At 59.2% G+C, this 26,930-nt stretch carries 22 protein-coding genes; 7 read left to right on the forward strand and 15 right to left on the reverse strand.

Annotation, left to right across the window (positions count from 1 at the left end; genetic code table 11):
- Position 1: 1 nt before the first annotated feature.
- From ACW9IR_RS06765 to ACW9IR_RS06775, 3 genes are all read right to left on the reverse strand, one after another.
- Positions 2-739: an S-methyl-5'-thioinosine phosphorylase gene (locus ACW9IR_RS06765; protein ID WP_150730825.1), complete on the reverse strand. Its 738-nt coding sequence runs from the start codon at positions 737-739 to the stop codon at positions 2-4.
- 12 nt (positions 740-751) lie between these two features.
- Positions 752-1,762, reverse strand: a complete 1,011-nt coding sequence (gene nagZ / locus ACW9IR_RS06770) for a beta-N-acetylhexosaminidase (protein WP_457462313.1) — start codon at positions 1,760-1,762, stop codon at positions 752-754.
- 158 nt (positions 1,763-1,920) lie between these two features.
- Positions 1,921-2,628, reverse strand: coding sequence for a TetR/AcrR family transcriptional regulator (locus ACW9IR_RS06775; RefSeq protein WP_016986747.1), 708 nt, complete (start codon positions 2,626-2,628; stop codon positions 1,921-1,923).
- A gap of 229 nt (positions 2,629-2,857) precedes the next feature.
- Here ACW9IR_RS06775 and lexA point away from each other — a divergent pair, with 229 nt between their 5' ends.
- Together lexA and sulA are read left to right on the forward strand one after the other, a co-directional pair.
- A complete protein-coding gene (lexA, locus tag ACW9IR_RS06780; RefSeq protein ID WP_016775490.1) occupies positions 2,858-3,466 on the forward strand; it encodes a transcriptional repressor LexA in 609 nt (202 codons plus the stop codon).
- Between the two features lie 10 nt (positions 3,467-3,476).
- Positions 3,477-3,950: an SOS-induced cell division inhibitor SulA gene (gene sulA, locus ACW9IR_RS06785; protein WP_095121047.1), complete on the forward strand. Its 474-nt coding sequence runs from the start codon at positions 3,477-3,479 to the stop codon at positions 3,948-3,950.
- A gap of 96 nt (positions 3,951-4,046) precedes the next feature.
- Here sulA and ACW9IR_RS06790 read toward each other — a convergent pair whose 3' ends face one another.
- From ACW9IR_RS06790 to ACW9IR_RS06820, 7 genes are all read right to left on the reverse strand, one after another.
- Positions 4,047-4,280 (reverse strand): hypothetical protein, encoded by a 234-nt coding sequence (locus ACW9IR_RS06790; protein ID WP_003226592.1) that lies wholly within the window; start codon positions 4,278-4,280, stop codon positions 4,047-4,049.
- A 106-nt stretch (positions 4,281-4,386) separates the two neighbouring features.
- Positions 4,387-4,911 (reverse strand): DUF6586 family protein, encoded by a 525-nt coding sequence (locus ACW9IR_RS06795; RefSeq protein WP_095121046.1) that lies wholly within the window; start codon positions 4,909-4,911, stop codon positions 4,387-4,389.
- 143 nt (positions 4,912-5,054) lie between these two features.
- On the reverse strand, positions 5,055-7,685 hold the full coding sequence (gene topA, locus ACW9IR_RS06800; protein ID WP_457462317.1) for a type I DNA topoisomerase: 2,631 nt from the start codon (positions 7,683-7,685) through the stop codon (positions 5,055-5,057).
- A 114-nt stretch (positions 7,686-7,799) separates the two neighbouring features.
- Positions 7,800-8,036 (reverse strand): DUF1653 domain-containing protein, encoded by a 237-nt coding sequence (locus tag ACW9IR_RS06805; RefSeq protein ID WP_007910467.1) that lies wholly within the window; start codon positions 8,034-8,036, stop codon positions 7,800-7,802.
- A 98-nt stretch (positions 8,037-8,134) separates the two neighbouring features.
- Complete coding sequence (gene fadA, locus ACW9IR_RS06810) at positions 8,135-9,310, reverse strand: acetyl-CoA C-acyltransferase FadA (RefSeq protein ID WP_007910465.1); 1,176 nt, start codon at positions 9,308-9,310, stop codon at positions 8,135-8,137.
- 32 nt (positions 9,311-9,342) lie between these two features.
- Entirely contained in the window at positions 9,343-11,490 is a 2,148-nt protein-coding gene (gene fadB, locus ACW9IR_RS06815; protein ID WP_102902234.1) for a fatty acid oxidation complex subunit alpha FadB, read from the reverse strand.
- 517 nt (positions 11,491-12,007) lie between these two features.
- Positions 12,008-12,445 carry a hypothetical protein gene (locus tag ACW9IR_RS06820; protein ID WP_095121043.1) on the reverse strand — a complete coding sequence of 146 codons (438 nt, stop codon included), beginning with the start codon at positions 12,443-12,445 and terminating at the stop codon, positions 12,008-12,010.
- 103 nt (positions 12,446-12,548) lie between these two features.
- Between ACW9IR_RS06820 and ACW9IR_RS06825 the strand changes: the two genes are divergently transcribed.
- Complete coding sequence (locus tag ACW9IR_RS06825; RefSeq protein WP_102902233.1) at positions 12,549-12,986, forward strand: universal stress protein; 438 nt, start codon at positions 12,549-12,551, stop codon at positions 12,984-12,986.
- Between the two features lie 172 nt (positions 12,987-13,158).
- Here ACW9IR_RS06825 and ACW9IR_RS06830 read toward each other — a convergent pair whose 3' ends face one another.
- The gene (locus ACW9IR_RS06830; RefSeq protein WP_110720553.1) at positions 13,159-15,081 is read right to left on the reverse strand and encodes an ATP-binding cassette domain-containing protein; all 1,923 of its coding nucleotides are present in this window, start codon (positions 15,079-15,081) and stop codon (positions 13,159-13,161) included.
- A 214-nt stretch (positions 15,082-15,295) separates the two neighbouring features.
- On the opposite strand from ACW9IR_RS06830, the gene ACW9IR_RS06835 reads away from it, so the two are divergent.
- Positions 15,296-17,224, forward strand: a complete 1,929-nt coding sequence (locus ACW9IR_RS06835; protein WP_102902231.1) for a transglycosylase SLT domain-containing protein — start codon at positions 15,296-15,298, stop codon at positions 17,222-17,224.
- Between the two features lie 81 nt (positions 17,225-17,305).
- Here ACW9IR_RS06835 and ACW9IR_RS06840 read toward each other — a convergent pair whose 3' ends face one another.
- Positions 17,306-19,111: an ABC transporter transmembrane domain-containing protein gene (locus ACW9IR_RS06840; protein ID WP_457462322.1), complete on the reverse strand. Its 1,806-nt coding sequence runs from the start codon at positions 19,109-19,111 to the stop codon at positions 17,306-17,308.
- Positions 19,112-19,366: 255 nt separating this feature from the next.
- Between ACW9IR_RS06840 and ACW9IR_RS06845 the strand changes: the two genes are divergently transcribed.
- Positions 19,367-19,546: a PA1571 family protein gene (locus ACW9IR_RS06845; RefSeq protein WP_038369402.1), complete on the forward strand. Its 180-nt coding sequence runs from the start codon at positions 19,367-19,369 to the stop codon at positions 19,544-19,546.
- Positions 19,547-19,648: 102 nt separating this feature from the next.
- Here the strand turns inward: ACW9IR_RS06845 and pdxB are convergent, their stop codons facing one another.
- Positions 19,649-20,791, reverse strand: coding sequence for a 4-phosphoerythronate dehydrogenase PdxB (gene pdxB, locus ACW9IR_RS06850; protein WP_457462324.1), 1,143 nt, complete (start codon positions 20,789-20,791; stop codon positions 19,649-19,651).
- A 159-nt stretch (positions 20,792-20,950) separates the two neighbouring features.
- On the opposite strand from pdxB, the gene ACW9IR_RS06855 reads away from it, so the two are divergent.
- A complete protein-coding gene (locus ACW9IR_RS06855; RefSeq protein ID WP_102902008.1) occupies positions 20,951-22,360 on the forward strand; it encodes an MATE family efflux transporter in 1,410 nt (469 codons plus the stop codon).
- 49 nt (positions 22,361-22,409) lie between these two features.
- Here ACW9IR_RS06855 and tusA read toward each other — a convergent pair whose 3' ends face one another.
- Positions 22,410-22,658, reverse strand: a complete 249-nt coding sequence (gene tusA, locus ACW9IR_RS06860; RefSeq protein WP_093433644.1) for a sulfurtransferase TusA — start codon at positions 22,656-22,658, stop codon at positions 22,410-22,412.
- Positions 22,659-22,821: 163 nt separating this feature from the next.
- On the reverse strand, positions 22,822-23,895 hold the full coding sequence (rlmM, locus tag ACW9IR_RS06865; RefSeq protein ID WP_102902009.1) for a 23S rRNA (cytidine(2498)-2'-O)-methyltransferase RlmM: 1,074 nt from the start codon (positions 23,893-23,895) through the stop codon (positions 22,822-22,824).
- A 221-nt stretch (positions 23,896-24,116) separates the two neighbouring features.
- On the opposite strand from rlmM, the gene acnA reads away from it, so the two are divergent.
- Positions 24,117-26,858 carry an aconitate hydratase AcnA gene (acnA, locus tag ACW9IR_RS06870; protein WP_457462327.1) on the forward strand — a complete coding sequence of 914 codons (2,742 nt, stop codon included), beginning with the start codon at positions 24,117-24,119 and terminating at the stop codon, positions 26,856-26,858.
- Positions 26,859-26,930: the final 72 nt, after the last annotated feature.

Here is a 26,930-nt window from a genome sequence, read left to right on the forward strand (position 1 = left end):
CTTAGCCGGCCAGCACCCGCGCCAACGCCGACTTCACCTTGCCCATGCCGTCATGCAGCGCCTGCTCGATCTCGGCCATGGTAATCACCTCCGTAGTCTTGCCCGCCGCCGGATTCACCACCAGCGCCAGACAGGCGTAATCCAGATCCAGCTCACGGGCCAGCGCCGCTTCCGGCATGCCGGTCATGCCGACGATGTCACAGCCATCACGCTCAAGACGCACGATCTCGGCGACCGTTTCCAGACGCGGGCCCTGGGTGCAGGCATACACGCCCTGATCGCTGTACTCGCAACCTTCGGCAGCCACCGCCGCGATCAATTGCTGACGCAGCGGCTCGCTGTAAGGAAAGCTGAAGTCGATGTGGGTGACGTGCTCCAGATCATCGGCGAAAAAAGTGTGCTCGCGGCCGCTGGTGTAGTCGACGATCTGGTGCGGCACGCAGAAATGCCCGGTGCCCATCTCAGGGTGAATACCGCCCACCGCGTTCACCGCGATGATTGCCTCGGCACCGGCCTGCTTCAACGCCCACAGGTTGGCGCGGTAGTTGACCTTGTGCGGCGGGAAGCGATGCGGGTGGCCATGACGTGCAAGGAACAACACTTCCTTGCCAGCGTACTCGCCAATCTGCACGTCGGCCGATGGCGCGCCGTAGGGCGTGTCCACCGCCAGCGATTGGCGAATGGTCAGGCCTTCGAGCTGGGTCAGGCCAGTGCCACCGATGATTGCGTAAACCGTCATAGCGAAAAATCCTTAATCGATCAGTTGAGCGTCTTTGAGCGCGCCGATGGCGGTGAGCCAGCGCGGATCCTGACGGTAATCGGTGCTGGCGAATGCCTGACCGCGCATGCGGGCGATGCGCGCGGATGGCTTGACCTTCATCCGTTGTGCGGCGCTCAGGGCCAGTTCGGCAGCGGCGCGGTCGTTGCACACCAGGCCCATGTCGCAACCGGCAGTCAGTGCGGCTTCGATACGACTGGCGGCATCGCCAACCACGTGGGCACCGGCCATTGACAGGTCGTCGCTGAAGATCACGCCGTCGAACTGCAATTCACCGCGCAGAATGTCCTGCAACCAGCGTCGGGAGAAGCCGGCTGGCTGCGAATCGACCTGCGGATAAATGACGTGCGCCGGCATGATCGCGGCCAATTGTTTGCTGAGTTTGGCGAAGGGTACGAGGTCGTTGGCGCGGATCTCGTCGAGGCTGCGTTCGTCGTTTGGAATCGCGACATGAGAGTCGGCTTCGGCCCAGCCGTGGCCAGGGAAATGCTTACCGGTGGCAGACATGCCCGCACTGTTCATACCACGAATGAATGCACCGGCGAGCACTGCGGCACGCTCGGGATCGCCCTCGAATGAACGGGTGCCGACCACGGCGCTGCGCTGGTAATCGAGGTCGAGTACCGGGGCAAAACTCAGATCGAGACCCACTGCCAGTACTTCGGTTGCCATGATCCAGCCGCATTGCTCGGCGAGGTATTCGGCATTCGGGTTATCGGCGATGGCGCGCATGGCCGGCAGACGCACGAAGCCCTGGCGCAGACGCTGCACACGACCGCCCTCTTGATCCACCGCCAGTAGCAGGTCCGGGCGAATCGCGCGAATCGACGCACTGAGTTCACGCACTTGGCGTGGATGCTCGATGTTGCGCGCGAAAATGATCAGGCCGCCCACTTCGGGCTGACGCAACAATTGGCGATCCTCGGCCGTCAGCCAGGTACCGGCGACGTCCACCATCAACGAGCCTTGCAGGCCAGCAGTCATAGAAATTCCTTGAAAACGAAAAACCCGATCCGCAGAAAATCGCTACCGTGAGCCATGCTCGGCAGGTCGGCAATTTCTATGAAGATCGGGTTCAGAACGAGAGTCGGCATGGGCGGCTAGCTTAGCGGATACAAGCTGCCGCGCCCACCCGTGTGCGGTTAAACCTTGGCGGCGACCGGCGTTGATTTGCTGCGCGGACGCAGTTGCGCGGTGGCCATGGCTGTATCGGTGACGCCGGTTTCAGCGCGCATACCCGCGGCGAGGAACGGCACCATCAGACGCATCACTTGTTCGATGGAGGTATTGACGCCGAAATCGGTCTCGGCGATTGCGCGCAAAGCCTTGATGCCGGACATGCTGAACGCGGCGGCGCCGAGCATGAAGTGCACGCGCCAGAACAGCTCGATCGGCGGAATTCGTGGTGCGGCTTCGTTGACCAGCAACATGTAGCGACGGAATACCTTGCCGTACATGTCTTCCAGGTAGCGGCGCAAATGGCCTTGGCTCTGGCTGAACGCGAGACCGAGCAGGCGCATGAAGATCGACAGATCATTGCCGCTGCGTGGCTGAACCACGAGGGCCTGTTCGACAAGGATTTCCAGCAGCTCTTCGAGGGTTGGCTTGTTTTCAGGCTTGGCCTGACGCCGCTCCAGCTCTTTATCGAGACTGATGCAGAACGGGCCGAGAAAGCGCGAAAAAACCGCTTGGATCAGCGCTTTTTTCGAGCCGAAATGATAGTTCACCGCTGCCAGGTTGACGCCAGCCTTGCTGGTAATCAAACGCAATGAGGTTTCAGCGAAACCTTTCTCCGCGAACAACTGCTCGGCAGCATCAAGAATGCGTTCAACGGTTTCCGACTGGGCCATGGCTACTCCGCCTGACAAACACTTGTTTGAAACATACGTTTCAGCCTGTGCCTTGTCAAGCCTGCCAGTTCGTTTTGGGAATGGTCGGTCAGCTATTTAACCACACAAGGCCGACGCTTTATTAAACGCTTCTTCTGACCGTCCGGCGGCAGGCAAAAAAACGGGCATTGCCAAGGGCGCTTCACTGTATATAATCCCAGTCACTGTATAAAAAGACAGAGCGATCAATATGCTAAAGCTGACGCCACGCCAAGCCGAGATTCTGGCCTTTATCAAACGTTGCCTCGAAGACAACGGCTACCCGCCAACCCGTGCGGAAATCGCTCAGGAACTGGGCTTCAAGTCGCCGAACGCGGCTGAAGAACATCTCAAGGCACTGGCCCGCAAAGGTGCCATCGAGATGACCCCTGGCGCTTCTCGCGGTATTCGCATTCCCGGCTTCGAAGCCAAGGCCGACGACTCCACCCTGCCGATCATTGGCCGGGTCGCTGCCGGCGCGCCAATCCTCGCCCAGCAGCATATCGAGGAATCCTGCAACATCAACCCGACCTTCTTTCACCCTCGTGCCGACTACCTGTTGCGCGTGCACGGCATGAGCATGAAGGACATCGGCATTTTCGACGGCGACCTCCTCGCGGTGCACACCACCCGTGAAGCGCGTAACGGCCAGGTTGTCGTCGCACGCATCGGCGATGAAGTAACGGTCAAACGCTTCAAGCGTGAAGGCAGCAAGGTCTGGCTGATTGCCGAAAACCCCGAGTTCGCCCCTATCGAAGTTGACCTGAAAGATCAGGAACTGGTGATCGAAGGCTTGAGTGTCGGCGTCATTCGCCGCTAAAGGAGGCTTTATGCAGTTCCCACACACCCCCCAGCAAACACAACTGCCTTTATTCGAAGCGTTTCTGGCGCAACCGATGGCGCCGACTCTGAAAGATGTGGTCGAGCGCCCGTGGAATGCCGAACCCGAAGTATTCAGTGAGCTGTCACTGCGGGGTGCTGCCGGGAACTGCCTGAACCTGCTAGCCCCGATCCTTCGCGAACTCAGTGAAGATCAGGACGCGCGCTGGCTGACGCTGATAGCGCCTCCTGCAAGCCTGACCCAGACATGGCTGCGGGATGCCGGCCTGAACCGCGAACGCATTCTGCTGCTGCAACCACGGGGCGCTCAAAGCGCTCAGCAACTGGCATGCGAAGCCCTGAAGCTGGGTCGCAGTCATACCGTAGTCACTTGGCTCAACCCGCTGAACGCAAATTCACGACAACAACTGATCAACGCCGCACGCACGGGCGATGCTCAGAGCCTGAATATTCGTTTGGGTTGATTGGTAGTTATACGCGCTGTGTGAAGCGCAGGGCTTCTCCAGGGAAAGAGAAGCCGATCTGAAGCGGTAACGTCAAAAAGTAAAGAGACGCCAGGATCAATGAAGAACCCGCGGCCCCTCTTCCTTATCAAACTCGCCTTCAACCATACGGCCGGCCATCTGCACGCCGACGCTTAACATCGCCTTGGCGATTTCCACATGCTGACCTTGCAGGAACGCTTTGGCATCCTCGGAGAAATCCAGCGTCACCAAAGAACCCTCGTCCTCAGCCCTGCGCAGCTCGATTCGGCCGTCTGGTAACTCGACAATTTCTAGAAAGGACGTTGGCATATAGGTCTGTTCTCCACGAAAGGCAGGGATTATATAGACATCATTCAGGCTTCGCTCGGGATCTTGACCAGCAGCATGTTTCAGATTGCCACCGTGTCAATCGCCCTCAGCACTCGTTCAAGCCTTCGCGAAAGCGAATCGCCAAGCCCTTCAGATTCTGCCGCCAGCTCTCCAGCTCCTCTCGACTCAGCTCTTCTGGCGACTCCTCTTCATCCAGATTAATCGCCTGAATCAGCGGCTGAGTCACGTCCCCTTTGGGCTTGTGTGGCACCCGTGGCGGCTGAAACAGCGCCGAATGCGCAGCCAGCAGTTTCGCCAACCAGGTTTCAGAGTTACCTGCCAGCTCGACCATTTCGGCCAACTCGGGAATCGCGATCGACTCCAGCACTTCACGCGTCAACAGCATCTCGGCCCGCGGCGCATTGGCCTGCGGCAGACGATAGAAACCAGCGATCTCATGACAAAGCCCCAACAAGGCACCGTACAGGTGAAACAACGCCGATTCTCGGCCAGCCTGAATCAACGCCAGAGAATTCATCGCCCGCCCTTCTTCAGCGCGAGCCAAGGCTTCGAGCGACAGGCCGGCGAAATAGATCTTCTGATTGGTACGGGTATAGAGTTCGTGAGCCATGACGGCACTCTCCACAACGAAATAATTGCTTCACACAGGCCGGACAGTGTCGTGGATCAGTCGATCCTACCGCAAGCACAAAACAAAAAGGCCGCATGAAAACCCGTGGGTTGTCATGCGGCCTTTCAGTATCAGACTAACGCTTACTCGGCTTTGGCCTTCGTACGCTTGTCTTCAACCGTCCACTTACCACCGTCGAAGTACGCCTTCCAACCGGTAGGCTTGCCATCGACCTCAGTCTGCACGTATTGCTCCTTGGTCTTGCGGCTGTAGCGGATCACCGCCGGCAGACCATCAGGATCCTTCTGCGGAGCGTCGCAGAGGAAGTGGTACTTAGGATCAATCTCGTCCTTGTGCGGCAGAATCTCGATCACCAGCGGAGCACGGGTTTCGCGGTTTTTCGGGAACTGACTGGCCGCCAGGAACAGGCCGGACGCACCGTCGCGCAGGATGTAGGTGTCGTTGACCTTTTCGCATTTCAGCTCAGGCATCTTCACCGGATCCATCTTCGGTGGCGCTGCATCACCGCTTTTCAGCAGTTTGCGGGTGTTCTTGCACTCAGGGTTGGTGCAACCGAAGAACTTGCCGAAACGGCCAGTCTTGAGCTGCATCTCGCTGCCGCACTTGTCGCATTCCAGGCTCGGACCTTCATAGCCCTTGATGCGATAGCTGCCCTCTTCGATTTCGTAGCCTGCGCAATCCGGATTGTTACCGCAGATGTGCAGCTTGCGCTTCTCGTCCAGCAGGTAGGCGTCCATCGCCGTGCTGCAGATCGGGCAGCGATGCTTGCCACGCAGCACCAGCGATTCCGACTCACCTTCGTCGTCCGCTGCGATCTCATCGCCCGGCACCAGATTGACGGTGGCCTTGCAGCGTTCTTTCGGCGGCAGGCTGTAGCCCGAGCAACCGAGGAACACGCCGGTCGACGCAGTACGAATCTGCATCGGACGACCACAGGTCGTGCACGGAATGTCGGTCATGACCGGCTGGTTGGCACGCATGCCGCTGTCCGGGTTTTCGGCTACTTCGAGCTTCTTTTTGAAGTCGCCGTAGAACTCGTCCAGCACACTTTTCCAGTCGCGCTCACCCTGTGCCACGTCATCGAGGTTCTCTTCCATGCCGGCGGTGAAGCCGTAGTCCATGAGGTTCGAGAAGCTTTCCGACAGGCGCTCGGTAACGATGTCACCCATCTTTTCCGAGTAGAAACGACGGTTGTGCAGGGTCACGTAGCCGCGATCCTGAATGGTCGAAATGATCGCAGCGTAAGTCGAAGGACGACCGATGCCGCGTTTTTCCATTTCTTTAACCAGGCTGGCTTCCGAGTAACGGGCCGGCGGCTTGGTGAAGTGCTGGGACGGATCGAGCTTGATCAGCTTCATCACGTCGCCCTGAGCCATATCAGGCAGAACGTCGTCGTCGCCTGGTTTGGCAATCTGCGGCATGACGCGGGTGTAACCGTCGAACTTGAGGATACGGCCCTTGGCGCGCAGCTCGAAATCGCCAGCGCCTACGCTGACGGTGGTCGACAGATATTGCGCCGGCAGCATCTGGCATGCGAGGAACTGGCGCCAGATCAGTTCATAGAGGCGCTCAGCGTCACGCTCCATGCCTGCGAGCTTGGTCGGCGTGGTGTTGGCGTCGGAAGGACGGATCGCTTCGTGAGCCTCTTGCGCGCCTTCTTTGCTGCTGTAGACGTTCGGCGTTTCCGGCAGATACTTCTTGCCGAACTCGTCTTCGATGTAAGTGCGCGCCATCGCCACGGCATCAGCCGAGAGGTTGGTCGAGTCGGTACGCATATAAGTGATGTAGCCGGCTTCGTACAGACGCTGGGCCATCATCATGGTTTTCTTCACGCCGAAGCCCAGGCGGTTACTCGCAGCCTGTTGCAGGGTCGACGTGATGAATGGCGCCGAAGGCTTGCTGCTGGTCGGCTTGTCTTCGCGCTTGACGATGCTGTAGCTGGAAGACTTGAGTTTCTCCAGCGCAGCCATGGCCTGAGCTTCGTTGAGCGGCTTGAAGGCTTCGCCTTTCTCGCGAGCCACTTCGAAACGCACGGTCGAGCCTTTCGTGGTGCCGAGATCGGCGTGCACTTCCCAGTACTCTTCCGGGTTGAACGCACGAATTTCGCGCTCACGCTCAACGACCAGCTTCACGGCAACCGATTGCACGCGACCGGCGGACAGGCCACGAGCGATTTTCGCCCACAGCAGCGGCGAGACCATGTAACCCACAACGCGGTCGAGGAAACGACGCGCCTGCTGCGCGTTGACACGATCGATGTCCAGCTCGCCCGGTTCCGAGAAGGCTTCCTGAATCGCCTTCTTGGTGATTTCGTTGAACACCACGCGCTTGTAGCGACTGTCGTCACCTCCGATGGCTTCGCGCAGGTGCCAGGCAATGGCTTCCCCCTCGCGATCCAAGTCGGTTGCGAGATAGATGGTGTCAGCATCTTTGGCGAGCCGGCGCAGCTCTTCGATGACCTTCTCTTTACCCGGGAGGATCTCGTACTTGGCTTTCCAGCCATGATCGGGATCGACACCCATACGCGAGACCAGCTGCTTGCGCGCTTTCTCTTTCGGCGAGAGCACCGGACCTTCGCCCGCAGCAGCCTTGCCGCGCTTGGCGGCTGGCTCTTTGCTGGCGCTAGCCGAACCGCTGGTGGGCAGGTCTCGGATATGGCCGATACTCGACTTCACCACGTATTGGTTACCCAGATACTTGTTGATGGTCTTGGCCTTAGCCGGGGATTCCACAATGACCAGCGATTTGCCCATGGATCAGAAAATTCCTGAATTCTAGAAGTGAAAGGCGGTTGGCGCCTGACGCGGCACCGCTATATATAGTTGATACAAGGTGAGGTCAAGCACAGGGTTCTGTGCGCCCTCGCCTTATGCCTTGGAAAAAAGGCTCGGTTCGGCTTGCACCAAAGCAAAGCGTGGCACCTGCTCGCCGTCAACTTCGACTGACTCGAGAAACATGCTCAGTGGGCGCACCCAAAAGCCGTAATCGCCATACAGGGCTTGGTAAAAGACCACTTCTTCTTCGGTCTCGGAATGCCGCGCAACACTGAATACGCGGTACTGCGGACCTTTGTAATGTTGGTAGAGCCCAGGTTGTATCGGCATGCTTCGGCCCTCACTCAAATTTTTTCAAAATAAAAACAAAATAAATCCACAAAAACAAAAACCGGGGCACTTGGCCCCGGCTTCCATCGACGAGACGCTTAAACGCGTTCGAAGACAGTGGAGATGCCTTGGCCGAGACCAATGCACATAGTGGCCACCCCGAAGGTGCCGCTATTCTGCTTCATCACGTTCAGCAAGGTGCCGGAAATACGGGCACCGGAGCAACCGAACGGGTGACCCAGGGCGATCGCGCCGCCGTGCAGGTTAACCTTCTCGTTCATCTTGTCGAGCACTTTCAGATCTTTCAGCACTGGCAGGGCCTGTGCGGCGAAAGCTTCGTTGAGCTCGAAGAAGTCGATATCGTTGATGCCAAGGCCCGCACGCTTCAGGGCTTTTTGTGTTGCCGGAACTGGACCATAGCCCATGATCGCCGGATCCACACCCGCCACTGCCATCGAACGGATAACCGCCATTGGCTGGATACCCAGATCCTGTGCACGCTGCGCCGACATCACGATCATGCACGAAGCACCATCGGTGATCTGCGACGAAGTACCGGCAGTCACGGTGCCGCCCTTTGGATTGAAGGCAGGCTTGAGGGCCGCCAGACTTTCCAGGGTGGTTTCCGGACGAATGGTTTCGTCGTAGTCGAACAATTTCAGGAAACCGTTCTCATCGTAGCCCTGCATCGGGATGATTTCGTCTTTGAACTTGCCTTCCACCGTGGCCTTGTGGGCCAACTGGTGGGAACGCACGCCGAAAGCGTCTTGCTGTTCGCGAGTGATGCCGTGCATTTTGCCGAGCATTTCCGCGGTCAGGCCCATCATGCCCGAGGCTTTCGCCGCGTACAGCGACATGTGCGGGTTCGGATCGACACCGTGCATCATGCTCACGTGGCCCATATGCTCGACGCCGCCAACCACGAACACGTCACCGTTGCCGGTCATGATCGCTTGCGCAGCAGTGTGCAATGCGCTCATCGACGAACCACACAGACGGCTGACGGTCTGGCCAGCCGAAGTGTGCGGGATCTGGGTCATCAGCGACGCCATGCGCGCGATGTTCCAGCCCTGCTCCAGGGTCTGGTTGACACAACCCCAGATCACGTCCTCGACTTCAGCTGGATCGACCTTGGCGTTGCGTTCCAGCAATTTGCTGATCAAGTGCGCCGACATGTCTTCGGCGCGGGTGTTGCGGTGCATGCCGCCCTTGGAGCGGCCCATCGGAGTACGACCGAAGTCGACAATCACGACGTCTCTTGGATTCAAGCTCATAAAATTTCACTCTCGCTCAAAAGTTGGGACGCTTAACCGAAGAACCGTTGGCCGGTTTTGGCCATTTCACGCAGTTTCGCGGTCGGGTGGTACAGCGCGCCCAAATCAGCGTACTGGTCAGCCAGGGCAACGAACTCGGCAACACCGATCGAATCGATGTAGCGCAGCGCACCGCCACGGAATGGAGGGAAACCGATACCGTAGACCAGACCCATGTCGGCTTCGGCGGCAGTTTCAACGATGCCGTCTTCCAGGCAACGCACGGTTTCCAGGCACAGCGGGATCATCATCCAGTTGATGATGTCTTCGTCAGTGACTTCGCGCTGCTCGTAAACGATCGGCTTGAGCACTTCCAGCACCGATGGATCGGCGACTTTCTTCTGCTTGCCTTTCTTGTCGGCCTCGTAAGCGTAGAAGCCCTTGCCGTTCTTCTGGCCCAGGCGCTTGGCTTCGTAAAGCACGTCGATGGCCGAACGACGGTCATCCTTCATGCGATCCGGGAAACCTTCAGCCATTACGTCACGACCGTGGTGACCGGTGTCGATGCCGACCACGTCCATCAGGTATGCCGGGCCCATCGGCCAGCCGAATTTTTCCATGACCTTGTCGATACGGACGAAGTCGACACCGGCGCTGACCAGCTTGGCGAAACCGCCGAAGTACGGGAACAGTACGCGGTTGACCAGGAAGCCCGGGCAGTCGTTGACGACGATCGGGTTCTTGCCCATTTTCTTGGCGTAGGCAACGGTGGTGGCAACAGCCAGCTCGCTGGACTTCTCGCCACGGATCACTTCCACCAGCGGCATCATGTGCACCGGGTTGAAGAAGTGCATGCCGACGAAGTTTTCCGGACGCTTGAGGGCTTTCGCCAGCAGGCTGATGGAAATGGTCGAGGTGTTGGACGCGAGGATGGTGTCCTCTTTGACCTGAGCTTCCACTTCAGCCAACACGGCTTGCTTGACCTTAGGGTTCTCGACGACAGCTTCGACCACCAGATCAACGTGACCGAAGTCGCCGTAGGACAGGGTTGGACGAATGGCGTTGAGCACTTCAGCCATTTTCGCAGCGGTCATACGACCTTTATCAACGCGGCCAACCAGCAGTTTGGCGGCTTCGGCCAGACCCTGCTCGATACCGTGCTCGTTGATGTCCTTCATCAGGATCGGCGTACCTTTGGAGGCCGACTGATAAGCGATACCACCCCCCATGATGCCGGCGCCGAGTACAGCGGCCTGCTTCACGTCTTTGGCGATTTCGTCGTAGGCCTTGGCCTTTTTCTTCAGTTCCTGATCGTTCAGGAACAGGCCGATCAAGCTCTGCGCGGCAGAGGTCTTGGCCAGTTTGACGAAACCGGCAGCTTCGACTTCCAGCGCCTTGTCACGACCGAAGTTCGCGGCTTTCTGGATGGTCTTGATCGCTTCAACCGGCGCCGGGTAGTTCGGGCCCGCTTGACCGGCGACGAAACCTTTGGCGGTTTCGAAAGCCATCATCTGTTCAATGGCGTTCAGCTTGAGTTTTTCAAGTTTCGGCTGACGCTTGGCCTTGAAGTCGAACTCGCCGGAGATGGCGCGTTTGATCAGTTCAAGGGCAGCTTCCTGCAGTTTTTCAGGAGCAACCACGGCGTCGACGGCGCTGACTTTCAGGGCGTCTTCAGGGCGGTTTTCCTTACCGGAGGCAATCCATTCGATGGCGTTGTCGACACCGATCAGACGCGGCAGACGCACGGTGCCACCGAAGCCTGGGTAGATGCCCAGTTTGACTTCCGGCAGACCGATCTTGGCCTTGGTCGACATGACGCGATAGTCAGCCGCCAGGCACATTTCCAGGCCGCCGCCCAGCGCGATGCCATTGATGGCCACGACGGTCGGAACGTTGAGGTCTTCGAAATCGCTGAAGATCTTGTTGGCTTCGAGATTGCCAGCAACCAGCTCGGCATCCGGCAGCTTGAAGTTGTCGACAAATTCGGTGATGTCGGCGCCGACGATGAACACGTCCTTGCCACTGCTGACGATCACGCCCTTGATCGAAGCATCTGCCTTGATGGTGTCTACGGCCTGACGCAGTTCGTTCAGGGTTAGACGGTTGAACTTGTTGACGGACTCACCCTTGAGGTCGAATTTCAATTCGACGATGCCACTTTCAAGAGCTTTAACCGTGATGGCTTTACCTTCGTAAATCATCAACTGATCTCCACGATATGGAAGCTGAACAGTACACGTCGGACGCAGGCGAATGGCTCGGCAGGACGCTTTTTCGTCGATGCTAACGCCAATCCACCCGGCACACCCGCCAACGCGATAGTCGGGATTCTGTAGGAGCAGTCTGTAAGACAAACGCTCAATTCATACGCCCGTTTGATTTGGGTACGTCACCTTCACGGAATTTCCGACAATTGTCAATCGCCCAAAATACGGGTTGAAATGCGACTTTGCGGTCATTTCTGTAAGACGAAGACCCGCAACACGCGTCTGCATGTGAAGCCATTCATAGAATCAATAGTTAGAAAAGTCGCCCTAATTCGCAACAGCCCTTGTTTAAAGGGCTACGCTGGGTGGACGACAGGGAAATGCGCTGACTGACTCAACATCAAAAAGATTTCCGGCCTGCCTGGCCAACCCAGCCCGATGAATCATGTCGGGCTTTTTATTGCGCGTCTGCCGGACGTTCCCCACCGTTGCAGTGGGAAAAGTCCGCGCGTCATGCCAGTGCTTTCAGGGTGGCATCGATATCCAGCAAAACCGTGGCGTCGCCCTTCTCGCCCCAATACAAGGCGATCATCTGCTTGTCTGCCTCGACTTTGAAAACGTTGCCCGGCAATTTTTCGAAATGATTAAGCAGCGCCCGATCTTCGCAGACTTCCTGCCACTGATTGACCCACACCCCCGGCGCTTTCTGCCAGTAAGTCCAGCAGGCAGGCGACTTGCCACGGCGCGGCCGATGATACTGCGCGCACGGGTTCGGCGGTTCCTGCGCCAGCCAGTGCGGCCATTCCTGAGGCGCCAGTTGCATGGCCAGACCGATGCGGCGCGCCTCCATGCGCAGGGCGATGCGACCGCTTTGCGCGCGCGATGGGCGCAACCACGCCAGCGGACTTAAAACCACCAGCAGGATTGACACCACCAACCAGACCGTCATATCTCTATTCCCAATTCTCGGTGAGCGCATTGTGTCACTTTGGAACCAATGTGCTTGAAACCAGCCATACTTAACAATATTGAAACCTCACGAGGAGCACCTCATGCCCTACCACCACATCCTGGTCGCCGTAGACCTGACCGAAGAGTGCGACCCTGTGATTCACCGCGCCCGCGAGCTATCGGTGAGCAATGGCGCCAAGCTTTCGCTGGTGCATATAGTCGAACCTATGGCCATGGCGTTCGGCGGCGACGTACCGATGGATCTGTCACAACTGCAACAACAGCAGTTCGATCAGGCCAAGGAACGACTTGAGCGCTTGAAAGCCAAATATGCAGAACTTGAAGGTGCAAACTGCCACCTGACCTATGGCCAGCCTCGCCAGGAAATCCATCATTTCGCCAAGGAAAACACGTGCGATCTGATCGTGGTCGGCAGCCATGGCCGCCATGGTCTGGCGCTGTTGCTGGGTTCGACCGCCAATGACGTACTGCACGGCGCGCCTTGCGATGTACTGGCGGTACACCTGATCAAACGCTGAAACCGTCCCGTGTAGGAGTGAGCCTGCTCGCGATCGCGTTCTGACAGTCGACGAATTCGTTGAATGCCAAACCGCTATCACGAGCAGGCTCACTCCTGCAAGTGAACTGCGTTTAGATATGAAAAGCCCGGCGTTCATCACTGAACGCCGGGCTTTTTCACATCCGGATCAATCAGGCATCCAGCTCGGCCCAACGCTCCATCAACGCATCCAGCTCAGCCTGCAACTGCTCAAGTGATGCGATCACCTTGGCAGTCTCAGCCGCAGGACGCTGATAGAAACCGGCTTCTGCCATTTCGGACTCTACGGCAGCGATCTGCTGCTCCTTGGCGTCGATATCGCCCGGCAGCGCTTCCAGCTCGCGTTGCAGCTTGTAGCTCAGCTTTTTCTTGGCAGCCGGAGCAGCAGCGACAGGCGCAGCAACCACAGCCGGTTCAGCGGTGACCACCGCCGAATTCAGGTCAGCCTTGCCCGACTTGCTTTCAGTCACGCCCAACAGGCGCGGCGATCCGCCCTGACGGATCCAGTCCTGATAGCCGCCGACGTATTCACGCACCTTGCCTTCGCCTTCGAAGACCAGCGTGCTAGTGACCACGTTGTCGAGGAATGCCCGGTCGTGGCTGACCATCAGCACGGTGCCGTTGAAAGTCAGCAGCACTTCTTCGAGCAGCTCGAGAGTTTCCACGTCGAGGTCGTTGGTCGGCTCGTCGAGTACCAGCAGGTTCGCAGGTTTGCTGAACAGTTTGGCCAGCAACAGACGCGCACGCTCACCACCCGACAGCGCCTTGACCGGCGTGCGGGCACGCTGCGGGCTGAACAGGAAGTCGCCGAGGTAGCTCAGCACGTGACGGCTCTGACCGTCGATATCGATGAAGTCGCGACCTTCGGCGACGTTATCGATCACGGTTTTTTCCAGATCCAGCTGATGACGCAGTTGGTCGAAGTACGCCACGTCGATGCGCGTGCCCTCTTCCACTTTGCCGCTGGTCGGTTGCAGACCGCTGAGCATCAGTTTTAGCAGGGTGGTCTTGCCGGTACCGTTGGCGCCGAGCAGACCGATACGGTCGCCGCGCGTCAGCACCATCGAGAAATCCTTGATCAGGAACGGGCCGCCCGGGTGAGCGAAACTCACGTTCTCGAGGACCATCACCTGCTTGCCGGACTTGTCGGCAGTGTCCAACTGAATGTTGGCCTTGCCGGTGCGCTCGCGACGCTCGCTGCGCTCAACGCGCAGGGCTTTCAGGGCGCGGACGCGGCCTTCGTTGCGGGTGCGGCGCGCCTTGATGCCCTGGCGGATCCAGACTTCTTCCTGGGCCAGTTTCTTGTCGAACAGCGCGTTGGCGGTCTCTTCAGCGGCCAGCGCGGCTTCTTTGTGCACGAGGAAACTGGCGTAGTCGCCGTTCCAGTCGATCAGGCCGCCGCGATCCAGTTCGAGGATGCGTGTGGCGAGGTTTTGCAGGAAGGAACGGTCGTGCGTGATGAACAGCACTGCGCCCTGGAAATCTTTCAACGCTTCTTCAAGCCAGGCAATCGCACCGATGTCCAGGTGGTTGGTCGGTTCGTCGAGCAGCAGCAGATCCGGCTCGGACACCAGCGCCTGTGCCAGCAGCACACGACGACGCCAGCCGCCGGACAACTGGGCGAGGGTCTTGTCGGCCGGCAGTTGCAGACGGCTCAAGGTGCTTTCAACCAGCGTCTGCAAACGCCAGCCATCACGGGCTTCGAGGTCTTGCTGAACGTGCATCAGCTTGTTCAGGTCTTCTTCAGTGACGCAGTTCTGCGCGAGGTGATGGTACTCGGCGAGCAACGCACCCACGCCATCAAGGCCTTCAGCGACCACGTCGAACACCGTCCGATCGTCGGCCACCGGCAATTCTTGCGGCAATTCGCCGATTTTCAGACCGGGGGCACGCCACACCGAGCCTTCATCGGGCTTCTGGTCGCCCTTGACCAGTTTCATCATGCTGGACTTGCCAGTGCCGTTGCGGCCGATGATGCACACCCGCTCACCACGGGCGATCTGCCAGGACACCTTGTCCAACAACGGCATAGCGCCGAACGCAAGGGACACATCGCTGAATTTGAGCAGGGTCATGAGCTTCTCCAAAAACCGGGCGCGCATTCTACCTGAGTTAGGGCTTCAGCAGGCCGGCAATTTGTCTGTCGAAGCACTCTGCACAACAATTGTTGCGAACTTGTGCTGCGAGGCCCGCAAAGCTTTCGCCGCTTGCTGGCAAAAGGCTAAGCTACAGACAATTCAGTGCTGATTCGTGTCGGCACTTGTCATGATTTCTCTGCCCGGATGTCTCATGCGCAGTCGCCTTTTCAGTGTTTTGTCCTGTTTGCTACTTACCGCCGCTGCCGCTCAATCCGCCCAGGCGGTGGACCTGTCCACCCAACGCCAGTATTACGATGAAGCCAAGCGCGCCTTGGCCAAGGGCGATACCGGCCCGTACTTCCGCTACAGCCAGGCGTTGGCCGATTACCCGCTGGAACCGTACCTGGCCTACGACGAACTGACCGCGCGCCTGAAGACCGCGAGCAATGCGGAAATCGAAAAATTCCTCGCCGAACACGGTGACCTGCCCCAGGCCAACTGGATGAAACTGCGCTGGTTGCGCTGGCTCGCCGACCGAGGCGACTGGGCGACCTTCGTCAAGTACTACGACCCGAAACTCAACTTCACCGAGCTGGATTGCCTCAATGCGCAATACCAGATCACCCACAATAAGAAAGCCGAAGGCTATGCCAACGCCGACAAGCTCTGGCTGACCGGCAAATCGCAACCCGCTGCGTGCGACGCGCTGTTCGGTATCTGGGCCGCCGACGGCCAGCTCACCGAGCAGAAACGCTGGGAGCGCACCAAACTCGCCGCTCAGACGCGCAACTATCCACTGGCCAACAGTCTGGTCAACGGCCTGACCACCCTCGCCCCACGCGGTCGCTTGCTGGTGGATGTGGCGCAGAAACCGGAACTGCTCAATCAACCTTCGCGCTTCACTCCGGCCGATGAGCCGATGTCCGACGTGGTCAGCCTCGGCCTGCGCCGCCTCGCTCGTCAGGATCCGGACAAGGCCATGGCGTTGCTCGACGGTTACGCCAGCAGCATGCATTTCTCTCGCGATGAAAAAGTCGCGATCGCCCGGGAAATCGGTCTGACTCTCGCCCGGCGCTTCGACAGCCGCGCGCTGGACGTGATGACCAAATACGACCCGGAGTTGCGCGACAACACCGTCTCGGAATGGCGTTTGCGCCTGCTGTTGCGTCTGGCCCGCTGGGACGATGCGTATCAGTTGACCCGCCGTCTGCCGCAGGATCTGGCCACCACCAACCGCTGGCGCTACTGGCAGGCACGCAGTCTGGAACTGGCCCAGCCGCAGAACCCGGAAGCGCAGACGCTGTACAAAGGCCTCGCCCGGGAACGTGATTTCTACGGATTCCTCGCCGCCGACCGCTCGCAATCGCCGTACTCCCTGAACAACAAGCCATTGGTCCTCAGTCAGGCGCTGGTCAACAAGGTTCGCAACACGCCGGGCGTGCGTCGCGCGCTGGAATTCCATGCTCGCGGACAGATCGTCGACGGGCGTCGCGAGTGGTACCACGTCAGCCGCCATTTCAATCGCGATGAAATGGTTGCCCAGGCGAAACTGGCTTACGACCTGAAATGGTACTTCCCGGCGATCCGCACCATCAGTCAGGCGCAGTACTGGGACGATCTGGATATCCGCTTCCCGATGGCCCACCGCGAAACGCTCGTGCGTGAAGCCAAGGTACGTGGTCTGCATTCGAGCTGGGTGTTCGCCATTACCCGCCAGGAAAGTGCCTTTATGGACGACGCGCGCTCCGGCGTTGGCGCCAGTGGCCTAATGCAATTGATGCCCGGCACCGCCAAGGAAACCGCGCGCAAGTTCAGCATCCCGCTGGCCTCGCCGCAGCAAGTGCTGGACCCGGACAAAAACATTCAGCTCGGCGCTGCTTACCTGAGTCAGGTGCACAGCCAGTTCAACGGCAACCGCGTCCTCGCCTCCGCCGCCTACAACGCCGGCCCCGGCCGTGTGCGCCAATGGCTGCGCGGCGCTGATCACCTGAGTTTTGACGTCTGGGTGGAAAGCATCCCGTTCGATGAAACCCGTCAGTACGTGCAGAACGTGTTGTCGTACTCGGTGATCTACGGCCAGAAGCTCAACTCGCCACAGCCACTGGTGGACTGGCATGAGCGCTACTTCGACGATCAGTGATCAAGCAACTGACGCCAAGGAACGAAAAATGCCCGTATCGCAAGATACGGGCATTTTTATTTACACAACCTGATCGGTGACTTAGTGAATGGCAGGGTCGGTGACAGGACTCGTTGAAGCGCTCTTGCCATCATTGAACTGCAACGCCGCCAACCGTGCATACAGCGGATTGCTGGCAATCAGCTCCTGATGAGTACCAATGGCCACAAGCTTGCCCTGATCCATCACCGCAATCCGGTCAGCGTTTTTCACCGTGGCCAGTCGATGCGCGATCACCAGCGTGGTGCGGTTCTGCATCAGGCTCGGCAGCGCTTCCTGAATCAGGTGTTCGCTCTGCGCATCGAGGGCGCTGGTGGCTTCGTCCAGCAGCAGGATCGGTGCGTCGACCAGCAACGCCCGGGCAATCGCCAGACGCTGACGCTGACCACCGGAAAGACCGAGGCCACCATCGCCGAGATGGGTCTGGTAACCGTTGGGCATTTTCTCGATGAAGTCGTGGGCGTGAGCAATTTTTGCCGCGTCCTTGACTTGCTCCAGCGTCGCCCCCGGATTGCCGTAACGAATATTCTCTTCAACGCTGCCGAAAAACAGCGCCGGTGACTGCGAGACCAAAGCGAAGTGACGGCGCAGGTCCAGCGGATCGAGGCTGGTCAGCGGCACACCATCAATCAGGATCCGCCCTTCCACGGGGTCATAAAAGCGCAATAGCAAATCGTACACCGTGGACTTGCCGGCGCCGGATGGCCCCACCAGCGCCAGCGTCTCACCGGCCCGGATGGTCAGGTTCAAGCCGTTGACGGCATAGCTTTCAGGCCGCGACGGATAGGAAAAACGTACTTCCTGTAATTGCAATTCGCCCCGCACGCGCTGCGGCAGGGTCACCAGCCCGGTAGTGGGCGGCTGAATGATATTTTCCGAACCCAACAGCTCAGCGATGCGCTCGGCGGCACCCGCCGCGCGTTGCAGTTCGCCGATGACCTCGCTCAACGTGCCTATCGCACTGCCGACAATCAGGCTGTAAAACACAAACGCGGCCAGTTCGCCACCGGTGATGCGCCCGGCAATCACGTCCATGCCGCCGACCCACAACATCACCGCCACCGCGCCGAGCACCAGCACGATCACCATGGTGATCATCCACGAGCGCTGAAAGATGCGTTTGCGCGCCGTGTCAAACGCGTCCTCGACCGTCGTCGCAAAACGTCGCTCGTCCTGCACCTGATGGTTGTAGGCCTGCACGGTTTTGATCTGGCCGAGAGTTTCCGACACATAGCTGCCGATATCGGCGACGCGGTCCTGGCTCAGCCGCGATAGATTGCGTACGCGTCGACCGAAAATCAGGATCGGCGCGACCACGAACGGCAAGGCAATCACCACGATGCTGGTGAGTTTTGCGTTGGTCACGAACAGCAGGATGACACCGCCAATCACCATCAACAGGTTGCGCAGGAACATCGACAGCGACGAGCCGATCACCGATTGCAGCAGCGTCGTGTCGGCGGTCAGCCGCGACTGGATCTCCGAACTGCGGTTGTTCTCGTAGAAGCCGGGATGCAGATAGACCAGATGGTTGAACACCTCACGGCGAATATCGGCCACGCAGCGCTCGCCGATCCACGACACCCAGTAAAATCGCGCGAACGTGCCGACCGCCAAACCCAGCACCATCAGCATGAAGATGCCGATAGTCTGGTTGAGCTGATGCGGCGACTGGGTCATGAAGCCACGGTCGACCAACAGTTTGATGCCCTGCCCCATCGACAGCGTAACGGCGGCGGTGACGATCAACGCCAGCAGCGCAGCGATGACTTGCCAGCGGTAAGGGGCCAGAAATCGACTGGTCAGACGCAGGGCCCGACGGTGTCGTGAAGAAAGCTTCGGGGTCATTCAGGTACACATCCGTGTTGATGAAAGGGCTAGCCTAAACCTTCTTGGGGCGGAACTCTGTAAATCACAATGAGTCAGGTTAAATATGCCCCCAAAGACTAGGCCATAGTTACTATTGGTCTAAAGTCCCGGTTGAGACGAGCGGTCGTTTCTGTTTGAGTGGAGATGCCTCCACTGACAGACCGCAGGAAGTTGTCACAGCCCGGTCACGTGGCGGTTTTACCCTAGGCGCACAACCTGATGAGGAGACAGGCCATGTCCTTGCAACACAGCAGCGAAGACAAAATTGAAGTGATCCGCACCAAGCCCGGCCAATCTCTGGGTTGCTCGATACTGGATAAGGATGGGCGCGAAGTACCGATCACTGAAGAAATGATCCAGCAAGCCTGCAGTGAGCTGGAGAAGCGATTGGTCAAGCCTGCCGAACAAGAGTGATATAGCCACCGTCTTCCTGACCCGGCCCCTTTGGCCGGGTTTTTTCTGTCTGCAGATCAGGTATTTGGGCGCAGCCTGCTCGCGAAAGGGCCGACCCGGTTTCTAGATAGCCACCGCCCCCAGCGCCGCCACGATCCTCGCCAACTCTGGCGACGCCCCTTCAATCCGCACCTTCAGCCCTTCAATCTCACGGCGCACTGGGTACTGCTTGCGCAACACATCGAACGCCGCACGCTGCTCGCCGACATTGCCTACAAGGCTGCGGCGAAAATCCGCATCATCGCGGCGCGGGTCGTAGACACCACGGCACAACATCGCCAGCGCCCAGGCCGGATCACTGTCGCCATGCAAGGTCACTTGCGACAACCACGGCGCCGGTAGCAAGTCACTGAGCTGGATGCTGGACGGCTGACCGATGAACTCGCAATAGGCCTGATAGATCTGCGCCGTTCCGCGCTGTTTGCCATCAAGGCTGTAACCGGCAATGTGTGGCGTGGCCAGCACGCAGAGCTCGGCCAGCGCCACGTCGACCTCCGGCTCTGCCTCCCAGACATCGAGAACGGCCTGCAGGTCTTCACGCTCCAGCAGCACTTTGCGCAACGCGGCGTTATCCACAACCGGACCACGCGCCGCGTTGATCAACCACGCACCGGGCTTGAGCTGCTGCAAACGCTGCTGATCGAACAGATGCCAAGTGGCCCCGTCGCCGCTGCGAGTCAATGGCGTGTGCAGACTGATCACATCGCACTGCTCGATGATCTGCTCCAGGCTTACGTAATCGCCGTCCTCGGCAGCCTGACGTGGCGGATCGCAGACTTTGACATTCCAGCCCAACCCTTTCAGAACCTTGATCAGGCGCCCTCCCACCTCACCGGCGCCGACGACACCATAGGTGCGCTGAGTCAGATCGACACCTTCGATTTCGGCGAGCGTCATCAGGCTGCCCAGCACGTAATCGACCACGCCCCGGGCATTACAGCCGGGCGCACTCGACCAGGTGATGCCGGCCTCATTGAAGTACTCGAGATCCAAATGATCAGTGCCAATGGTGCAGGTGCCGACAAAGCGCACCTTGCTGCCCTCCAGCAACGCGCGGTTGACGTTGGTCACTGAGCGCACAAGCAATACGTCAGCCTGCTCGACCGTCGCTCGGTCGATGGAACGGCCCGGGACCCGGCGGATCTCGCCGAAACCGGCAAAAAAGGCATCGAGCAGCGGGATATTTTCGTCGGCAACAATCAGCATGGCGGGCTCCTTTGGCGGATCGGCAGTTTAGGTGCAGATCGGTCGCCGGGCCAGCAGGCTTTGCGCTTACAAATCCGCAACAGAGGATTTTTCCTGACCAAGGCGTCAGCGGCGTAGAATGCGGCGCCTTGCGCATCAACACCTGTGGACGCTTTGCCCGTGAATTCTGTAACTGATCAACCTGTCGCTGTTTCCCTCACCCGCCCCGCGCGTATTCGCCTGGAGTTCAAGAACCTGCTCGCCCTGGCGTTGCCGATCATCATCGCGCAACTGGCGACCACGGCCATGGGCTTCGTCGATGCGGTGATGGCTGGCCGCGTCGGGCCCAAGGATCTGGCCGCCGTGGCACTTGGCAACTCGATCTGGGTGCCGGTATTTCTGCTGATGACCGGCACGCTGCTGGCAACTACGCCGAAAGTCGCCCAGCGTTTTGGCGCCGGTACGCACAGCGAAATCGGTCCGCTCGTGCGTCAGGCGTTGTGGCTGGCGCTGGTGGTCGGGCTGATTGCGACAGCGATGCTGGTCGCCGCCGAACCGGTGTTGCACCTGATGAAGGTCGATCCCGAGCTGATCGGCCCGTGCATGCAATACCTGCACGGCATCGCCAGCGGTCTGCCGGCGGTGGCGTTCTATCACGTGCTGCGCTGCACCAGTGACGGCATCGGTCGCACGCGTCCGGCTATGGTGTTGGGCCTGTGCGGTCTGGCGCTGAACATTCCGCTGAACTACGTCTTCATCTATGGCCACTTCGGTGTGCCGGCCATGGGCGGCGTTGGCTGCGGCTGGGCCACGGCGATCGTGATGTGGGTGATGGCGCTGGGTCTGGCCGGTTATGAGCGCTGGGCGCCGGCCTATCGTTCGAGCGAAATCTTCAGCCGTTTCGACTGGCCGCATTGGGCAGTGATCAAGCGTCTGCTGGGGATTGGTCTGCCGATCGGCATCGCGGTGTTTGCCGAGTCGAGTATTTTCGCCGTGATCGCGCTGTTGATCGGCAGCCTCGGCGCTACCGTGGTGGCCGGGCACCAGATTGCGCTGAACGTCAGTTCGCTGGTGTTCATGATTCCGTACTCATTGGGTATGGCGGTGACCGTGCGTGTCGGTCAGGCGTTGGGCCGCGAAGAACCGCGTGAGGCGCGGTTTGCCGCTGGCGTCGGTATGGGCACCGCACTGGCCTACGCCTGTCTGTCGGCGAGCATGATGCTGTTGCTGCGCGAGCCGATTGCGGCGATCTACACCGCTGACCCAACAGTGATTCACATTGCGGCGATGCTGATTGTGTACTCGGCGCTGTTCCAGTTTTCCGACGCGATTCAGGTCACCGCTGCCGGCGCACTGCGCGGTTATCAGGACACTCGAGTGACGATGATCCTGACCCTGTTCGCCTATTGGGGCATTGGTTTGCCGGTGGGTTACGCCCTCGGCTTGACCGACTGGCTCGGCGAGCCACGCGGCCCGAGCGGCTTGTGGCAGGGTTTGATCGTTGGCTTGAGCTGTGCGGCGTTGATGCTGTCGATTCGGTTGACGCGTAGCGCGCGCAAACGTATTCGGATCAGTCGCTCGGCGGGTTGATCGCCCATAAAAAAAGACCTGCATATGCAGGTCTTTTTTTTGTCTTTGATCAGGACTTTTTGCGGATCCAATACAGGTAAGTACCGGCCTCTTCATGTTGGCTCACCAGTTCATGGTCAAGAAACACGCAGAATTTGGGGATATCGCGTTTGGTCGATGGATCGGTGGCGATCACTTTGAGCAGGCCGCCGGGCGCCAGGTCACGGATGTGCTGGTGCAGCATCATCACCGGTTCCGGGCAATTGAGGCCGGTGGCGTCGAGGGTCCCGTCGACCGGGGTATCGATCATTTCACTCATGATTCACTCCTGAAACTGGCCGGCATTGTCGCGCATTGCCGGGTATCCGGTCATCTGTGGCGTTACGCCACCCCCCTGTAGGAGCTGCCGAAGGCTGCGATCTTTGCTTTTCAAGATCAAAAGATCGCAGCCTGCGGCAGCTCCTACAGGGTTTTGTGTTGTTTCACCGGGATTTGGCTTTCTTGGTATCGTGGCGACGCAAGTGGCAGGTCACTTCTTCGCGGTCGTGATACAGCTGCTTGCAGCCGATATCGACCTTGATCCCGCGCGCCTTGAAACCATCGGCAATGCGTTCGAGCAAACGCTTCACTTCGGCATAGCGCTGCTTCATCGGCAATTTCAGGTTGACCACCGCCTCTCGGCAATGCCCCTCGCCGATCCACTCTTCGAGCATCGCGGCGTTACGCGCCGGCTTCTCGACGATGTCGCAGACCATCCAGTCCACCGGCTGCTTGGGCTTGAAGGTAAAACCGTCGGCCATCAAATGCTGCACCAAGCCAGTGTCCATCAGGCTTTCAGCCATCGGGCCGTTGTCGATGGCGGTCACCAGCATGCCGCGGTTGACCAGTTGCCAGGTCCAGCCGCCCGGCGCGGCGCCGAGGTCAACGCCGGTCATGTCGCTGTGCAGGCGATCTTCCCACTGATCACGCGGGATAAAGTGGTGCCAGGCCTCTTCCAGCTTCAGCGTCGAACGGCTCGGCGCTTCACGCGGGAACTTCAGGCGCGGAATGCCCATCGGCCACATCGCCGAGTTACCGGCATCGGCCATACCCAGAAACACTTCACGACCGCTCTTGAAAGTCAGCAGCAGACGCGGCTTGTTCGCATCATCCACCAGTTTGCCGGCGCCGGTCAGCGCCTTGCGCAGCGGGCCTTCGAATTTCTTGCAGAAGTTCGACAGCTCTTTGCCGTCATTGGTATCAACGACTTCCAGCCACAGGCTGCCGCACACCGGGAACTCGGCCATGTGCGCGAGGATCACGCTGATGCGATCGGTTTCCGGCAGATCGATGAAAACCCCGCGCGCCCATTGGCGCGGGAAGATCAATTCGGCGAAACGCTGACCGCGCATCAGGCGCTCGGCGCCGTCTTCTTCGGTGCAGACAAACTCGGCGCAGGCGGTCGCCGCTTTGGCCTTGGCGTAGCCGGCCACGTTGAGTTGCGCGGCGAGGTCGGAAATCTCCGAACAGACTTCGCCTTCGAAGCCTGGCCGGCAATGCATGAATAGGGTGTTCATTCTTACTCCTGGGCAGCGGGCGCTCATTCGGCCACTGCGCGATGTCCAGACCTTGCGTTGCAGCAAAGCCTGTCACGAAAACCGGCGCATGATAGCCGATGTCGGAACCTTGGACTTGCCCATAGAGTCCAGTTATTAGCCAGCTACCTAAAACAGGGCTAGGTTTAAAGCTCTATTCGTCCCCCGATCCGTAGCCGTGCGGATTCAAAGGAGTGATCGTAATGCCGTCCCTCGATAGCCTGAAAACCCTTAAAACACTGCAAATCGACGACAAGACTTACCACTATTTCAGCCTGCCGGATGCCGCCAAAAGCCTGGGCGATCTCGACAAGCTGCCGATGTCGCTGAAAGTCCTGCTGGAAAACCTGCTGCGCTGGGAAGATGAAAAAACTGTCACCGGCGCCGATCTCAAGGCGCTTGCCGCGTGGCTCAAGGAGCGCCGCTCCGACCGCGAAATCCAGTACCGCCCGGCCCGGGTATTGATGCAAGACTTTACCGGCGTGCCCGCCGTGGTCGACCTTGCCGCCATGCGTGCGGCGATGGCCAAGGCCGGCGGCGATCCGCAGCGAATCAACCCGCTGTCGCCGGTGGATCTGGTGATCGACCACTCGGTAATGGTCGACAAGTTCGCCACCGCCAGCGCTTTCGAACAGAACGTCGACATCGAAATGCAGCGCAACGGCGAACGTTATGCGTTCCTCCGTTGGGGCCAGAGCGCTTTCGACAATTTCAGTGTGGTGCCGCCGGGCACCGGCATCTGCCACCAGGTCAACCTCGAATACCTCGGCCGCACCGTGTGGACCAAGGATGAGGACGGCCGCACCTATGCGTTCCCCGACACGCTGGTCGGTACCGATTCGCACACAACGATGATCAACGGCCTCGGCGTACTCGGCTGGGGCGTCGGCGGGATCGAAGCCGAAGCGGCAATGCTCGGGCAACCGGTGTCGATGCTGATTCCGGAAGTGATCGGCTTCAAACTGACCGGCAAACTCAAGGAAGGCATCACCGCCACCGACCTGGTGCTGACCGTCACGCAAATGCTGCGCAAGAAAGGCGTAGTGGGCAAATTCGTCGAGTTCTACGGTGACGGCCTCGCCGACCTGCCGCTGGCCGACCGCGCGACCATCGCCAACATGGCCCCGGAATACGGCGCGACGTGCGGCTTCTTCCCGGTTGATGACGTGACTTTGGAATATCTGCGCCTGTCCGGGCGGCCGCCGGAAGTGGTCAAACTGGTCGAGACCTACACCAAGGCTCAGGGCTTGTGGCGTCTGCCCGGTCAGGAGCCAGTGTTCACCGACAGCCTCGCGCTGGACATGGGCAGCGTCGAAGCGAGTCTGGCCGGACCGAAACGGCCACAGGATCGCGTCTCCCTGCCGAATGTACCGCAAGCATTCAGCGACTTCATCGACCTGCAGTTCAAACCCACCAGCAAGGAAGAAGGACGTCTGGAAAGCGAAGGCGGTGGCGGTGTCGCGGTGGGCAACGCCGATCTGGTCGGGGAAACCGAATACGAATACGAAGGCCGCACCTATCGCCTGAAAAACGGCGCCGTGGTCATCGCCGCGATCACTTCCTGCACCAATACCTCCAACCCGAGCGTGATGATGGCTGCCGGGCTGTTGGCGAAAAAGGCAGTTGAGAAAGGCCTGACCCGCAAGCCATGGGTGAAGAGTTCGCTGGCACCGGGTTCAAAAGTGGTCACCGACTACTACAAGGCTGCGGGGTTGACGCAATACCTCGACCAGCTCGGGTTTTCCCTGGTCGGCTATGGCTGCACCACCTGCATCGGCAACTCCGGGCCGCTGCCCGAGCCGATCGAGAAAGCCATCCAGAAAGCCGACCTCACCGTCGCTTCGGTGCTCTCCGGCAACCGCAACTTCGAAGGCCGCGTGCACCCGCTGGTGAAAACCAACTGGCTGGCCTCACCGCCGCTGGTGGTCGCCTATGCCTTGGCCGGTAGCGTGCGCAGCGACATCAGCAGCGAACCGCTGGGCGAAGATCAGCAAGGTAATCCGGTGTATCTGCGCGATATCTGGCCAAGCAGCAAAGAGATCGCCGATGCAGTGAATCAGGTCAGCACGGCAATGTTCCACAAGGAATACGCCGAAGTGTTTGCCGGTGATGAACAATGGCAGGCCATCGAAGTGCCGCAAGCGGCGACTTACGTGTGGCAGGACGATTCGACCTACATCCAGCATCCGCCGTTCTTCGACGACATTTCCGGGCCGCTGCCGGAAATCAAGGATGTCAAAGGTGCGCGGGTGTTGGCCCTGCTCGGCGATTCGGTGACCACCGACCACATCTCCCCTGCCGGCAACATCAAGGCTGACAGCCCGGCCGGGCGTTATCTACGCGAAAAAGGCGTCGAGCCACGGGACTTCAACTCTTACGGCTCACGGCGTGGCAATCATGAAGTGATGATGCGCGGCACCTTCGCCAATATTCGTATTCGTAACGAAATGCTTGGCGGCGAAGAAGGTGGCAACACGATCTACATTCCGACCGGCGAGAAACTGGCGATCTACGATGCAGCGATGAAGTATCAGGCTTCGGGCACGCCATTGGTGGTGGTTGCCGGACAAGAATACGGCACCGGTTCCAGTCGCGACTGGGCGGCCAAAGGCACCAACTTACTGGGCGTGAAAGCGGTGATCGCTGAAAGCTTCGAGCGGATTCACCGTTCCAACCTGGTGGGCATGGGCGTGTTGCCGCTGCAGTTCAAGCTTGATCAGAACCGCAAGAGTCTCAACCTGACGGGCAAGGAAACCTTTGAAATTCAAGGTTTGACCGGCGTCGAGCTGACACCGCGAATGAACTTGCCGTTGGTGATTACCCGTGAGGATGGCAAGCAGGAGAAAATCGAAGTGTTGTGCCGCATCGATACGTTGAATGAGGTGGAGTACTTCAAGTCGGGCGGGATTTTGCATTACGTCTTGCGCCAGTTGATCGCCTCATAACGCACAAACCAATGTAGGAGCTGCCGCAGGCTGCGATCTTTTGACTTTGGCTTTTTAAAGCAAGATCAAAAG

Source organism: Pseudomonas sp. SDT291_1_S447 (assembly GCF_054070155.1).